The 14,802-nt window shown below is 36.5% G+C and carries 14 protein-coding genes; 9 read left to right on the top strand and 5 right to left on the bottom strand.

Annotation, left to right across the window (positions count from 1 at the left end):
* Positions 1 to 23: 23 nt before the first annotated feature.
* A complete protein-coding gene (locus tag BN999_RS06205; protein ID WP_096270534.1) occupies positions 24 to 995 on the top strand; it encodes an aromatic acid exporter family protein in 972 nt (323 codons plus the stop codon).
* 83 nt (positions 996 to 1,078) lie between these two features.
* On the opposite strand, the gene BN999_RS20540 is transcribed toward BN999_RS06205, so the two are convergent.
* Positions 1,079 to 1,222, bottom strand: a complete 144-nt coding sequence (locus BN999_RS20540) for a hypothetical protein (RefSeq protein WP_176481894.1) — start codon at positions 1,220 to 1,222, stop codon at positions 1,079 to 1,081.
* 167 nt (positions 1,223 to 1,389) lie between these two features.
* Between BN999_RS20540 and BN999_RS06200 the strand changes: the two genes are divergently transcribed.
* From BN999_RS06200 to BN999_RS06180, 5 genes are all read left to right on the top strand, one after another.
* Positions 1,390 to 3,036: an acyl-CoA mutase large subunit family protein gene (locus tag BN999_RS06200; protein WP_096270533.1), complete on the top strand. Its 1,647-nt coding sequence runs from the start codon at positions 1,390 to 1,392 to the stop codon at positions 3,034 to 3,036.
* Positions 3,037 to 3,066: 30 nt separating this feature from the next.
* Positions 3,067 to 3,879 (top strand): methylmalonyl-CoA epimerase, encoded by an 813-nt coding sequence (mce, locus tag BN999_RS06195; RefSeq protein ID WP_096270532.1) that lies wholly within the window; start codon positions 3,067 to 3,069, stop codon positions 3,877 to 3,879.
* A gap of 4 nt (positions 3,880 to 3,883) precedes the next feature.
* Positions 3,884 to 5,440, top strand: coding sequence for an acyl-CoA carboxylase subunit beta (locus BN999_RS06190; protein ID WP_096270697.1), 1,557 nt, complete (start codon positions 3,884 to 3,886; stop codon positions 5,438 to 5,440).
* An 18-nt stretch (positions 5,441 to 5,458) separates the two neighbouring features.
* Positions 5,459 to 6,586, top strand: coding sequence for a M20/M25/M40 family metallo-hydrolase (locus BN999_RS06185; RefSeq protein WP_096270531.1), 1,128 nt, complete (start codon positions 5,459 to 5,461; stop codon positions 6,584 to 6,586).
* A gap of 153 nt (positions 6,587 to 6,739) precedes the next feature.
* Positions 6,740 to 7,975, top strand: coding sequence for a DNA polymerase IV (locus BN999_RS06180; protein WP_096270530.1), 1,236 nt, complete (start codon positions 6,740 to 6,742; stop codon positions 7,973 to 7,975).
* A gap of 119 nt (positions 7,976 to 8,094) precedes the next feature.
* Here the strand turns inward: BN999_RS06180 and BN999_RS06175 are convergent, their stop codons facing one another.
* From BN999_RS06175 to BN999_RS06160, 4 genes are read right to left on the bottom strand one after another with little or no spacing between them, the layout of a single operon-like run.
* Positions 8,095 to 9,468 (bottom strand): aldehyde dehydrogenase, encoded by a 1,374-nt coding sequence (locus BN999_RS06175; RefSeq protein WP_096270529.1) that lies wholly within the window; start codon positions 9,466 to 9,468, stop codon positions 8,095 to 8,097.
* 13 nt (positions 9,469 to 9,481) lie between these two features.
* Positions 9,482 to 10,405 (bottom strand): ribonuclease Z, encoded by a 924-nt coding sequence (rnz, locus tag BN999_RS06170; RefSeq protein WP_096270528.1) that lies wholly within the window; start codon positions 10,403 to 10,405, stop codon positions 9,482 to 9,484.
* 10 nt (positions 10,406 to 10,415) lie between these two features.
* On the bottom strand, positions 10,416 to 11,432 hold the full coding sequence (gene namA, locus BN999_RS06165) for an NADPH dehydrogenase NamA (protein ID WP_096270527.1): 1,017 nt from the start codon (positions 11,430 to 11,432) through the stop codon (positions 10,416 to 10,418).
* 15 nt (positions 11,433 to 11,447) lie between these two features.
* On the bottom strand, positions 11,448 to 12,203 hold the full coding sequence (locus tag BN999_RS06160; protein WP_306418996.1) for a glycerophosphodiester phosphodiesterase: 756 nt from the start codon (positions 12,201 to 12,203) through the stop codon (positions 11,448 to 11,450).
* A 176-nt stretch (positions 12,204 to 12,379) separates the two neighbouring features.
* On the opposite strand from BN999_RS06160, the gene BN999_RS06155 reads away from it, so the two are divergent.
* From BN999_RS06155 to BN999_RS06145, 3 genes are read left to right on the top strand one after another with little or no spacing between them, the layout of a single operon-like run.
* Entirely contained in the window at positions 12,380 to 13,339 is a 960-nt protein-coding gene (locus tag BN999_RS06155) for an MBL fold metallo-hydrolase (RefSeq protein ID WP_096270525.1), read from the top strand.
* Positions 13,329 to 14,123 (top strand): SDR family NAD(P)-dependent oxidoreductase, encoded by a 795-nt coding sequence (locus tag BN999_RS06150; RefSeq protein WP_176481893.1) that lies wholly within the window; start codon positions 13,329 to 13,331, stop codon positions 14,121 to 14,123. Before BN999_RS06155 ends, BN999_RS06150 begins: the two co-directional genes overlap by 11 nt.
* A gap of 21 nt (positions 14,124 to 14,144) precedes the next feature.
* Positions 14,145 to 14,465, top strand: a complete 321-nt coding sequence (locus BN999_RS06145; RefSeq protein WP_096270524.1) for an iron-sulfur cluster biosynthesis family protein — start codon at positions 14,145 to 14,147, stop codon at positions 14,463 to 14,465.
* The last annotated feature ends 337 nt before the right edge of the window (positions 14,466 to 14,802 follow it).

Raw genomic sequence — 14,802 nt, 5'->3', positions numbered from 1 at the left:
TATTATAGAGGAGAAAAAGCAAAGTGAAAATTGGGTACCGGACCATTAAAACTGCAATCGGCACACCTATCGCAATCGTTATCGCCCAAATACTAGGACTCACAAATTATACGTCTGCAGGGATCCTAACGATACTTACCATTAAACCATCACGAAAACAATCGGTTTTAAGTGCTTGGCATCGGTTACTAGCTTGTGTGATTGCGAGTATTTTCTCTTTTTTGTTTTTTGAATTTATAGGCTATCATCCAATCGTTTTAGCAATAATGTTTATTCTATTTATACCAGTTACTGTTTTATTAAAAGTAACTCCCGGTATTGCAACAAGTTCAGTCATTACATTAAGTTTTTATGGTGCTGGTGACATACCGATACACTTTTTAATGGAACAATTTCTAATTATTATTATTGGAATTGGTACGGGACTTTTAGTTAACTTATATATGCCTGGGAATGATCGTAAATTAAAGCAATATCAAAGGAAACTTGAAGATAATTTTCAAATAATCTTAAAAGAGATTGCATTATATATTCGGGATAAGAATACAGTATGGGACGGGAAAGAATTAAGGGAATCAGAAGAAATATTACAGGAAACGATTGTAATGGCTGAGATCGACAGAGAAAATCACTTACTAAGGTCAAAACATACGTATTATGATTATTTTAACATGAGAAATGAACAGCTGGATCTATTGAGGAAAATGCTTCCATTAGTAACAAAATTACCTAACCGAGATGAGATATCAGTGAAAATTGCTACATTTTTTGAAGAGTTGGCAGACTTTGTTCATCCGGAAAATACTGCAATCGTTTTTTTAGAAAAACTAAAAGAGTTAAAGGATGAATTTAACCAAGAAGATTTACCAACTACGTATGAGGAATTTGAAACGAGGGCAAATTTATTTCGTTTATTACATGAAATCGAAAACTATCTAATCATAAAGAAACATTATAAAAAAAGTGACGTTAGCCTTTTACGTCCTTCTAAATGATTAGAATGAGAGCACTAGTAATAATCAAGATATAAAAAAGACTGCGATTACAAAATTTGTAATCGGAGTCTTATCATCCATCATTACATATTTACAAATAACGCCAGACCGTAAGTAATAGAAGATACTATCATTGCAATAATCATAATATAAATTGCCATTTTCATACGTCTCTCGCGTTTTGACTTTCTTCTTGGAGCAGGTTTAGTAGTTTGGTTTGCAGCCATTTGTAAGTCCTCCTTAAATCCCATGTGCTCTATTTATTTTAACGTTAAAATAAGAATTGGACAAGTATAATATTTAAGATATAATTTTTTTATAACAAATTTTCCTAATATTTACCTTATTGCAAGCGGTGTCATACATAATCTATTAACTGAATGGGGGAGCAAGAATGAACATTAATCAAAGTGATTTAGATAAAAAGTGGAAGGAATCTGTAGACGCCATTCTAAAACGTTTTCCTGAGCGAAAGGAGTCTTTTCACACTAGTTCAGAAATCGATGTGGACCGACTCTATTATCCTGAAAATGATAAAGATTATCAAGATAAACTTGGTTTTCCGGGGGAATTTCCCTATACAAGGGGAATACAGCCGACCATGTACCGAAGTAAGTACTGGACAATGCGTCAATATGCTGGATTTGGTTCTGCCAAGGAAACTAACAAACGTTTTAGATATTTATTAGAACAAGGACAAACAGGCCTATCTGTTGCATTTGACTTACCCACGCAAATTGGATATGACTCTGATGATATGATGGCTGAAGGTGAAGTTGGAAGAGTGGGAGTAGCAATTGACACATTACATGATATGGAAGCCTTGTTAGAACAAATTCCTTTAGATAAGGTAAGCACATCCATGACAATCAATGCTCCAGCATCTATATTATTAGCCATGTATATTGCTGTTGGTGAGAAGCAAGGTGTACCAAAAGAGAAATTAACAGGCACCATCCAAAATGATATTTTAAAAGAATATATTGCAAGAGGGACTTATATATTTCCTCCGAAGCCATCTATGAGATTGATAACAAATATATTTGAGTATTGTGGTGAACATGTACCAAGATTCAATACCATAAGTATTTCTGGTTATCATATTCGTGAAGCAGGGTCAACGGCGGTCCAAGAAGTGGCATTTACTATTGCCAATGGAATGGCTTATGTTGATGCTGCAATTGAAGCAGGACTAGATGTCGATGCATTTGCCCCTAGACTAGCATTCTTCTTTAATGCTCATAATAACTTCTTTGAAGAGATTGCTAAGTTTAGAGCTGCAAGAAGAGTATGGGCTAAGATAATGAGGGACCATTATCAAGCTAAGAATCCTAAAAGCTGGAAATTACGCTTTCATACACAAACAGGGGGTTCTACTTTAACTGCTCAACAACCTGATAACAATATTGTAAGGGTTACAATGCAGGCGTTAGCAGCTGTTCTAGGGGGCACACAGAGCTTACACACAAACTCTAGAGATGAAGCCTTAGCATTACCTACTGAAGAATCTGCACGTATTGCATTACGCACACAACAAATAATTGCTAATGAAAGTGGTGTGGCAGATACAGTTGATCCGTTAGGTGGGTCATATTTTATAGAGGCCATGACAGATAAAGTTGAAGAAGAAGTGGAAGCTTACTTAGAGCAGATAAAAGAATTAGGCGGTGCAGTATCTGCGATAGAAGAGGGCTATATGCAACGTGAAATTCATCGTACTGCTTATGAAACGCAACTGAGAATTGAAAAAGAAGAAGAAATTATCGTTGGTTTAAATAAATATAAAATTGATGAAGAGGTTAATCCAGAATTATTAAAAGTTGATGAAGCTTTAGAACGCCATCAAAAAGCTTCATTACAAGAAATTAAAGACAATCGAGATCACGATATGGTTGTTAGTACTTTAAAACAACTTGAATGGGCAGCAAAAAAGCCAGATGAAAACTTGATGCCATATATTTTAAATGCCGTTAAAGCTTATGCTTCAGTTGGAGAGATTTGTAATATTCTTCGTAATGAATTTGGGGAATACGGTATCTAATATATTTACAATTTGGGAGGAGAACATATTATGGCTAAGATTAGAGTATTAATTGCGAAGCCAGGTCTTGATGGTCACGACAGAGGCGCATTAGTAATTGCACAGGGGCTCAGGGACCATGGAATGGAAGTAGTTTATACGGGGCTAAGGCAATCCCCAGCACAAATAGCAAAAGCTGCAATTCAGGAAGATGTAGATGTGGTAGGCCTATCTTCTTTATCAGGGGCACATCGAACCCTTTTCCCAAAAGTAGTGGAGGAGCTAAAGTTATTTAACGCAAGCGACATTCCAGTTATTGGTGGAGGTGTAATACCAGCAGAAGATATTGCTTTTCTTGAAAAACAAGGTATTAAAAAGATTTTTACAAGTGGTTCTTCTATCGATGAGTTGGCAGCTTATATCATTGATTTGGTTGGCCCAATGAAGGAGGAACTAACCAAGAAAATATCACATATTGGTATTGCGGTTAAGTCATTAGAACACTCGATTCCTTTTTATACAAAAATCTTAGGACTTAATTTAGAAGGACTTGAGGAAATAGAATCCGAGAATGTTAAAGTAGCATTTTTGAAGATTGGGGAAAGCCGCTTTGAACTCTTGGAGCCAACTAGCGTAGATTCACCAATCTATAAATTTATTGAGAAAAGAGGAGAAGGTATCCATCATATCGCGATAGATGTAGAGGACATAGAGTCTAGGATTAGAAGTTTATCTAAAAACGGTATTCAATTTATCAATACAGAACCTAAATTAGGTGCTCACCATTCAAAAATAGCATTTATGCATCCTAAATCAACACAGGGCGTACTTTTCGAATTATGTGAAGAAGTTGGAGGCAAATAACATGATGGATATGTTTGATAAGATAAATGAGCTTTATGATAAGCGAAGAATGGCTGAACTCGGAGGCGGAGATGCAAGAATTGAAAAACAACACGCTAAGGGGAAGTGGACAGCAAGAGAAAGAATTGATTACTTACTCGACGAAGGTAGCTTTGTAGAATTAAATACGTTTATAGAAAACCGTGGTACGGATTTTGATATGAATGATTCAAATAGTGCTGGAGATGGTGTTGTTACTGGATACGGAAAAATAAATGGACGACCAGTATATTTATTTGCCCAGGATTTTACACTATACGGAGGAGCGCTTGGTGAAATGCATGGTAAGAAAATTGCGGCTGTGATGGATTTAGCTGCAAAAAACGGTGTTCCTTTTATTGGTCTAAATGATTCAGGTGGCGCAAGGATTCAAGAAGGGGTATCGTCTTTAGATGGCTATGGCCAAGTATTTTATCGAAATTCAATTTACTCAGGCTACATACCACAAATTTCCGTAATTATGGGGCCAAGTGCTGGAGGTGCAGTTTATTCTCCTGCGATAACTGATTTTGTGATAATGGTTGAGAAGACATCACAAATGTTTATTACTGGTCCGAAGGTGATTGAAACAGTTACAGGTGAAAGGATTTCTTCGGAGGATCTTGGAGGCGCACATATTCATAACAGTAAAAGTGGGAATGCTCATTTTAGAGCCGAAAATGAAGAGGAAGCACTTGATCAGGTGAAAAAGTTACTTTCATACTTACCTAATAATAACAACGAAAAACCTGCTGTTAAGGAATACCACCAAGAAGACGAGCTCGTAAATTATCGTCCTGAATTAGTTGATATTGTCCCATTTGATTCTACTCGTCCATATGATATAAAACAAGTAATTAATCAGGTGGTAGATGAACATTCGTTTTATGAGATTCATGCAGATTTTGCTAAAAACATTGTAGTTGGATTTGCTAGAATAGAGGGTAAGACCGTAGGATTAGTATGTAATCAACCAAAACACCTCGCAGGTGGTCTAGATATTGACTCTAGTGATAAGGCGGCTAGATTTATTCGTTTTTGTGACTGTTTTAATATCCCACTTATAACGTTTGAGGACGTGACAGGTTTCTTTCCTGGCATAAAACAGGAACATGGTGGTATCATACGTCATGGAGCAAAAATTTTATATGCATACTCTGAAGCAACCGTTCCTAAACTAACTGTTATTGTTCGTAAGGCATATGGCGGAGCTTATGTGGCTTTAAACAGCAAGTCAATTGGAGCTGATTTAGTTTTTGCATGGCCCAATGCGGAAATTGCTGTTATGGGTCCTGAAGGTGCTGCTAATATCATTTTTGCTAAAGAAATCGCTGCAAGTGATGATCCAGAGCGTACGCGACAAGAAAAAATAAATACATATCGAGATAAGTTTGCTAATCCTTATATTGCAGCTAAATTAGGGATGGTAGATGATGTTATCGATCCTAGAGAAACGAGAATCAAATTGATCCAAGGGTTAGAAATGCTCTCATCGAAACAAGAGGAACGTCCTAAAAAGAAGCATGGGAATATTCCTCTCTAACATAGGAGGTTATATCAAATGGTAAATCAAGATAGGCTAGTAAATGAATTTATGGAACTTGTTCAGGTTGATTCTGAGACAGGTTTTGAAGCAGAGATAGCAGAAGTTTTGAAAAAGAAATTTTCGGATTTGGGCTTAGAAGTGGTAGAAGATAATGCAAAAGAAATAACAGGTCATGGAGCAAACAATTTGATCTGTACGTTAAAGGGAACGAAAAAAGATGCAGATACGATATATTTTACATCTCATATGGACACAGTGGTTCCTGGTAAGGGAATTAAACCATCCATAAAAGATGGATATATTGTCTCTGACGGTACTACAATTTTAGGATCTGATGATAAAGCTGGTCTTGCAGCAATGTTCGAAGCAATTCGTACTATAAAAGAGAACAATATTGAGCATGGTGATGTTCAATTTGTTATTACGGTTGGAGAAGAGTCAGGTTTAGTTGGTGCAAAAGCACTCGACCCCAAAACTATTCATGCTAAATTCGGATATGCGCTTGATAGTAACGGAGAGGTTGGAGATATTATTGTAGCTGCTCCAACACAAGCGAAGATTAATACAATTATAAAAGGAAAAACTGCTCATGCTGGAGTTGCCCCTGAGAAAGGTATTTCTGCAATTACCATTGCTGCTAAGGCGATTGCTAAAATGCCGTTAGGACGTATCGATGAGGAAACTACAGCGAATATTGGCCGTTTTGAAGGTGGAAAGCAAACGAATATCGTTGTGGACCATGTTGAAATTCTTGCTGAAGCACGTTCTCTTGTGCCGGAAAAAATGGAAGCACAAGTGGCAAAGATGAAAGAGGCTTTCGAATCAACCGCAAAAGAAATGGGCGGGGAAGCAATAGTTGACATAAAGGTTATGTATCCTGGATTTAAGCAAGGAGAAGGAGATGAAGTAGTAGAAGTAGCGAGACGAGCTTCTTCATCTATTGGTAGAGAAAGTAAACTTCTCCAGAGCGGTGGAGGTAGTGATGCCAACGTTATCGCTGGATTTGGAATTCCAACTGTTAACCTTGCTGTAGGTTATGAGGAAATTCATACTACAAATGAACGAATTCCGGTTAGTGAGTTAATTAAAGTTACCGAACTAGTGACAGCAATTATACAAGAAGTTGCGGTGACAAGTAAGTAAATAATTATATGTAAAGGCTACTGTAAAGTTTATCAGTAGCCTTTTTTGTTGGTTGATACTTTAGAAACAAAATCTGTAACCTAAGGAGATTAATTAAATTGTGATATAATAAATTTAGGTAGGAAACAACTGTTCGGAAAGGTGTCTAATTGGATGAAGGTAAATAAAGCTCGAATTATATTTCACTTAGATATGAATAGCTTTTATGCATCGGTTGAGACGGCTTATAACAAAGAATTAATGGGGAAACCTTTAGCTGTTGCTGGTAATCCTGAAGAGCGAAGAGGAATTATTATTACCAGTAATTATGAAGCTAGAGCAAAAGGGGTAAAAACAACGATGCCTGTTTGGCAAGCAAAGAAACTATGCCCAGAATTGCTGGTGGTTCGTCCGAATTTTGAACGATATCGAAATGCATCTCGTGAGATATTTAAAATCCTGTATAGTATCACTCCTTTTGTTGAGCCGGTTTCAATAGATGAGGGCTATATGGATGTTACGGAAGCAATCCAGGCCGAAAAGACGATTCGATTAGCAGAATATTTACAACAAAAAATTAAGAAAGAACTAGACCTTCCATGTAGTATAGGAATTGCCCCCAATAAATTTCTAGCAAAAATGGCTTCCGATATGAAAAAGCCTATGGGAATTACTGTTCTTCGTAAACGAGACATTCCATTGAAGCTATGGCCATTACCTGTTGGGGAAATGTATGGTATCGGACAAAAAACAGCAGAAAAATTAAATGCGATTGATGTTCATACAATTGGTGACCTTGCAGAAGCGGATGTATACAGGTTAAAACAAATACTGGGGATTAATGGAGAACGATTAAAGAATCGTGCTAATGGTGTGGATCTTAGACCAGTTGACCCAGATGCAGTAAATGAGTTTAAGAGTATTGGTAGTTCTGAAACATTGCCAATGGATACGACGGATGAGATTGAAATAAAAGGTCTATTCTCTTCGCTTGCAGACAATGTTGAGATTAGGATGAAGCGTAAACAAGTAGCAGGGCGATCTATACAGATTACAGTTAGGTACCATGATAGAAAAACGATTACCCGTAGCAAAAAATTACCTAGTTTTATTGATAGAAAAGAAGATATACTCAAAGTAGCTCTAGAACTTTTTGATTTACACTGGAGTAAGGAACCAATTCGATTACTCGGAATAACTGTTCAGGACGTAGAAGAGAAGCAGAATATCGTACAACAACTAGATTTATTTACTTACAAGAAAGACGCTGAAAAGGAAAAGCTATATTCCGCAATTGAAGAACTAACACAAAAGCTAGGGAAGAATCCTTTTATTGAGGTAAAGGAAGAATTTAAAGAGCAACCAAGAACTAGTTTTCAAAAAGACTTTTTGGATGATTTTAGAAATTAAGATGCTAGTACTAGTATACTCTTGAATACAAATACCATTAGATAAAGAAATTTATTTGGTTAATAGGTCCTGAAACTAAAAGAAGGACAGTCGGGTAGACTGTCCTTCTTTTTTGCTTCCTACTTCATAAGCTTCTTGATAATCGAAAATGCTAACTTCCCACTACCTGGGTAACGAAGCGGTATATCAAATTTAGTAGTTTGTTTTAAGATGCTTTTGTGATGGGAAAAAGTGTCGAAACTATTCTTGCCATGATATGCCCCCATACCGCTTTGACCTACACCACCAAACGGTAAATTTGGATTAGCTAAGTGATATAAGGTATCATTCACACAACCCCCGCCAAATGAAAGGCTATTCATCACTTTTTCTTGATTCTTCTCTTTTTCGCCAAAGTAATAAAGTGCCAAAGGTTTTTCGAGGTGTTTGAGCTCTGATATTACGTCATCAATTTTTTTGAATGTAAGAACAGGTAAAATTGGACCGAATATTTCATCCTGCATAACGGGATCATCCCAAGTTATGGAGTCAAGTATGGTTGGTTCTATTTTCAATTGTTCTTGATCTACATCTCCACCATAGACAATCGTCCCATTCGATAAATATGCCGACAACCGATTAAAGTGGTTCTGATTAATTATGCGCACGTATTTTTCATATTGAAGTGCATTTTTACTGTACATCTTTTTAATTTGTTTTTTCATTTCTTTTAGAAGTTTCTCTTTTATATCGTCGTGCACATAAAGATAATCAGGTGCAACACATGTTTGCCCTGCATTTGTGAACTTACCCCAGGCAATACGTTTAGCTGTTAAGGTTACATTGGCATCTTTGTCAATGATAGCGGGACTCTTACCTCCAAGCTCCAATGTAACTGGAGTTAGGTATTTACTTGCTTCACGCATAATTACCTTACCTACGGATGTACTTCCAGTGAAAAATATATAATCAAATCGTTGGTTTAATAGTTCTTGGCTAACATCCTTCGCACCTTGCACAACAGCAAGAAACTTTGGATCAAATGTGTCTCTAATTATCTTTGCTAGAAGTGAGGAAGTTGATGGACTATATTCGGATGGTTTAATCACCACTGTATTACCTGCAGCGATAGCACCAATAGCCGGAGCAATTGCCAATTGCAAAGGATAATTCCAAGGTGAAATGATTAATGAAACCCCATATGGTTCTTTTCTTATAAAGTTTTTTGTTCCTTTATGTGTAAGCGGTGCATCTATTGCCTCATCCTTCATCCACTCTTTTAAGTTACTTTCGGTATGTTTTATTTCATTGTACAGAAAACCTAGTTCAGTCGTAAAAGTATCAAAGGTTGATTTATTTAAATCTTGTTTCAATGCCTTGTATATACTTTTTTCATATTTCTCTAGCATACTTCGTAGTGAACGGAGCATATCTATGCGGAATTTATAGCTTTTTGTAGCTCCTGATAAGTAAAAGTCACGTTGAGCTTGAACTATTTCTTTAATTTGTACCATCATACCACTCCTTTTAATTGGAAGGGATACGTACCTGATAGAAGTCAGATGCAATCTCTGTATTTGGAAAAATCTCTTGTGCTTCGTTTAATAGTTCCAATATATCATTTTCCTGGTATCTGGAAGAAACGTGATTTAATACTAGCCGTTTTACATTACCATCTTTAGCTAATTTTGCAGCTTGTTCGGTTGTCGAATGATAATATTCTTTTGCTAAGTCAACTTTTTCTTTATCAAAAGTTGCTTCATGAACTAGTAAATCAACATCCTTTACAAAACTTTCATTCTGTTCGGTTGACTTTGTATCGCCTAGAATCGCAAGGCGTCTTCCAACCTTATCTGCTCCTAAATAATCGTCCCGATGGATTTTTCGACCATCCTCTAAAATGGTAACTTGATTCTCTTTAATTTTACTATAAATCGGGCCTGGTTCTATTCCAACCGCTTTTAACTTATCAACTTGTAATTCACCAGGCTTATCTTTTTCTTCAATACGGAAACCATAACTAGGCACACCATGTACTAATTTTTTACAGTATATGACAAAATGTTCATCTTCAAATATCATTCCTTCATCAATAGTCACGAATTGAAGGGGGTAGGTTAAATGGGTTCCACTTAGCTCTAAACTTGTTTGTACATACTCTTCAATTCCTTTAGGACCATAGATAACCAACTCATCCTTGCCCCCTTGGAAAGAACGAGAGCTTAACAATCCCGGTAGGCCAAAAATGTGATCCCCATGCATATGGGTAATAAAAATTTTATTTATTTTTCGTGGCTTTATGGAAGTGTGTAAGATTTGATGTTGTGTTGCTTCACCACAATCAAATAACCATATACTATTAATTTCTTGTAGCAACATAAGTGCTACGCTTGAGACATTTCTCTCTTTCGAAGGCACACCAGAACCCGTCCCTAGAAAAAATAACTCCATGGTATTCCTCCTAATTCCATCCACGTGTATATTGATTTGGAGCATTTAGTGGAAATGCTAATTCATCTGCTGCTTGTTTAGCCCAGTAAGGATTTTTTAACAATGACCTTCCAATAAAAATAAGATTAGCTCGGTCATTTTGAAGAATTTCTTCAGCTTGTATACCCGATGTAATTAAGCCTACTGCACCGGTTGGCATACCAGTTGCACCTTTGATTGTTTCACAATGTTTCACTTGATAACCCGGATAGACATTTATTTTTGCTGGTACTACCCCTCCGGTACTACAATCAATCAAATCAATGTCCATTTCTTTTAATTTAGAGGTAATGTATACAAAATCGTCCATTGTATTTCCATCTTTATGATATTCATCAGCAGATATGCGTACAAAGACTGGCCCATCGAACTCATTTTTCACAATCTCTGTTATTTCTTTAAGGAAACGAAAACGATTCTCTCGACTTCCGCCATATGCATCAGTACGATGATTGGATAATGGAGATAAAAATTGGTTAATTAAATAACCGTGAGCGGCATGAATTTCAACCATATCAAAACCTGACTCTTGGGCCCGTCTAGCTCCATTTCCGAATGCCTCAACAATTCTATTAATACCGGATGTAGTTAGTTCTGTTGGTACTTTGAATTTTTCGTTAAAGGATAATGGGGAAGGGGCATAGGTGATTTCTTCATCCTGAGCTTTCCTTCCTGCATGAGCAAGCTGGATACCAGCTTTAGCTCCATATACGTGAATTTGTTCAACTAGTTCTTTATAGCCTTGAACCTGTTCTTCATCCCAAATTCCTAAATCTTGTGCAGATATTCGACCTGCTTGTTCTACTGCTGTTGCTTCAAGAATAACTAACCCTACTCCACCCACAGCACGAGAGATGTAATGTGTCATATGGAATGGTGTCAATTTTCCATCTTGCTTTTTGGATGAATACATACACATTGGAGACATCACAATTCGATTTTTTAGAGTCATACCCTTAAAGGTAATTGGTGAGAATAATTTTGCCATTTATAAGTCCTCCAATTATAATTGTTTTTTGAACTGAAATAATTTTCGAAAGGTGAGAGCCTTATACGGAACATCCGTAAAGATCCCGTCGCAATCTTGGTTAAAACAATGCATCATAGGTTTGTAGTTATTTACTGTATATACTCGTACAGGCATATTGTTATCATGTGCTTGCTCTATGAGTTGCGGATTTACTAATCGATATTTTACATGAAGTGCATTTGCTCCTAAATTCTTAGCATATTCCACTAAGTTAGGTTTCTTTTTGGATGTAAGAAAAGCAACTTCAATATTATTCTGGTACTTTAACAATCTTCTTACACTATTCGGATTGAATGTAGATAATGTTGTCCGTTCGAGTAATCTATGATTCTTTAACATGTCATAAACTATGGACTCTAAGTTCTTATAATCAATTTTATTATTTTTTAATTCAATATTAATGTAAAGTTCCTTTGGTTTTATCCAAATTAAGAATTCTTCAAGTGATATTATTCTAGCATTATGAAACTCAGGAGAGAACCAAGAACCAGCATCTAATTTACTAAGTTCGTCAAAGGTATAATCCTTTACATAGCCATTGCCATTTGTTGTTCGCTTTACTGTTTCATCATGAATTAACACTGGAATGTTATCTTTTGTTAATTGGACATCGGTTTCAATGCCTTCTGCGCCAAACTTATAACCAAGTTCAAAGGCATACATTGTATTTTCGGGTGCTAACTTACTTGCCCCACGGTGGGCTATTATTTTGGTAGTCAAATCATTCACCTCTAGCATTGATTTTGTTGGAAAAGAGAAGGAAAGTCAACAAATACATAGGTTAAAATAACTTATAAGTTTTCATAAGTGACTTCTCTTTATTTTAACGTTAAAATTAAAATAAGTGAATGAATGGTTATTCAGTTTATGAGTATAGATAAATTCTAGAAACGAGGGGAAGTAAGATGGTGGTGGCTAAAAAGTTTATTCATCAATTAACAGTCCCAACCCCATTTGCTGTAGGGGATACCCATGTATATCTTTTGAAGGGAGACACTCTGTCATTAATAGATGCAGGCGTTCGAACAGAGGCGGCATGGGATGCAATAGTTAGCCAATTAAAAGAAATTGGATACAAGCCTTCCGATATTGAGCAGATTATTTTAACTCATCATCATCCAGACCATACTGGTTTAATAGATCGGTTTGAAAAAGCAGACAATATTGTTGGCCATGAAAATGTGAATCCTTGGCTCACAAGGGATGAAGAGTATTTTAATCATTTTGAGGCGTTTTATTATGATTATTTCGATGAAAATGGTGTTCCGCGGCGCTTTCGTTCATATTTACGTAAATTAAAATCTCAATTGGACTGGGCTGGACTGGGACGATTAACGCATCGAATTGATGAAGGTGACTTCTTGCCAGGACATTCAGAGTTTAGGGTAGTGGAGACAAAAGGGCATGCTCAAAGTCACCTATCATTTCTCCGAGAAGATGGTACATTTATAGGTGGAGATCATCTATTGCAACATATTAGTCCGAATCCAATCATGGAACCCCCAAACATAGGGGAGAAAGAGCGACCAAAACCATTATTACAATATCGGGCTAATTTAGAGAAATGTTTATCATTAGATATTAAGATAGTCCTACCTGGACATGGAAATACATTTTCAAATGTAAATGAGGTAATCCCTGTTCGTTTCGCCAAACAAGAAAGTCGTGCTAATAAAGTTCTAGGGTTATTAAAGGAATATTCTCAAACAGCTTTTCAATTATGTGAACAAGTTTTCCCTAGACAATATGAAACACAGATTGATTTAACTATGTCAGAAACAATTGGGCAGTTAGATTATTTAGAGGATATCGGATTGGTTACTAAAACAATCGAGGATGGAGTATTGTTCTATCATGCAAATTGATTATCAAGGAAAAAAGGTTGTAGTTACAGGTGCATCGAGTGGTATAGGGGAAATGTTGGTTAGAAGAATTGCAGCATATGGAGGAACTCCTATCATGTTAGCTCGTTCGGTTGAGAAACTTCGACAATTACAATTGCAAATAAATGAGGAATATAATATTAGGGCGTTTTACTATAAAGTGGATCTTACAGATGATGTTGAAATGGATGAAGTGGTTGCTTCCATCATCCGTGAACATGATGTTATTCACGCTCTTATAAATAATGCCGGTACAGGTGTATTTCAATATGTGGAGAATACAAGTGTACAGGATGTTGAGTTGATGTTTCGTTTAAATGTACTTGCAGTCATACGAATGACAAAGCTCTTTATACCGCAATTTAAAGCTAATAAAGGTGGTCATATCGTAAATATTGCCTCACAAGCAGGGAAAATATCGACACCAAAATCGGCAGTATATGCATCAACCAAACATGCAATTCTAGGTTTTACTAATGCATTACGTCAAGAATTGGCAGACTATCAAATAAATGTTACGGCAGTTAATTTAGGACCAGTTAAAACCAATTTCTTTTCTCATGCCGACCCAGAAGGTAACTACCAACAAAATGTAGAAAAATATATGTTAGACCCGGAGAAGGTAGCCCTGAAAATATGTGAGAACTTATTTTCTAAGAAACGTGAAATAAATATGCCGATGTGGATGGATATTGGGAGTAGATTTTATCAACTCTTCCCTGGTATGATGGAGAAAGTTTTAAAGAAACAATTTAATAAAAAATAATAAAAAGTAGGGGAGATAATTATGGAGTTAACGATTACAGATAAAGCAATTAATAAAATAAACGAGTTAAATACAAGTGATCAAAACTATCTATTGCTTCGCTACGATACAGTGGGTTGTGGATGTGGTGTAAATGGGGTGCCAACTATTGGATTAGTGGACCATAAAGGTGATAGTCATATAGATGTGAAAACAGCTAGTATGCCCACAATTATTAATAAAATGCAATCTGTCTTTTTTGCTGAAGATATGAAGCTAGATTTTGTCGGTGGAACATTTCGTTTATCTAGTCCAGAGGGGATTTTAAATCCGTTCATTTCAACTACAAATCTGCAAGACTAGAGGTTAAAACCTTTGAGTTCAAGGAAGTAGAATTGTTAACTCATTTACTATACGAATACTCTCGGATGGGTTGTATTTTCACTGTTGAGTTGATAGAAACTGCGCGGTAACGACTGTGATTTTTATTATAGATGATAGTGGTATAATACCGCTCCGGCAGAACACTCCGCTTTCCGCGGGCCCGGCCTCAGCCTCCTCGAGGAAAGTTCGCCTCTCTAGGGGTCTTCGGACACGTGCTATTCCCGCAGGACAAGGAATGCTTCGTCAGCGTAATCATCGCACGAAGAAAATTGTTCTTTATTTTCGAGGAGTCTCCGTATTCTGCCTGCGCTGGTTT

It is taken from the genome of Paucisalibacillus globulus, assembly GCF_900184735.1.
GTDB lineage: Bacteria > Bacillota > Bacilli > Bacillales > Amphibacillaceae > Ornithinibacillus > Ornithinibacillus globulus_B.
This window is presented reverse-complemented; position numbering and strand designations above follow the sequence as displayed.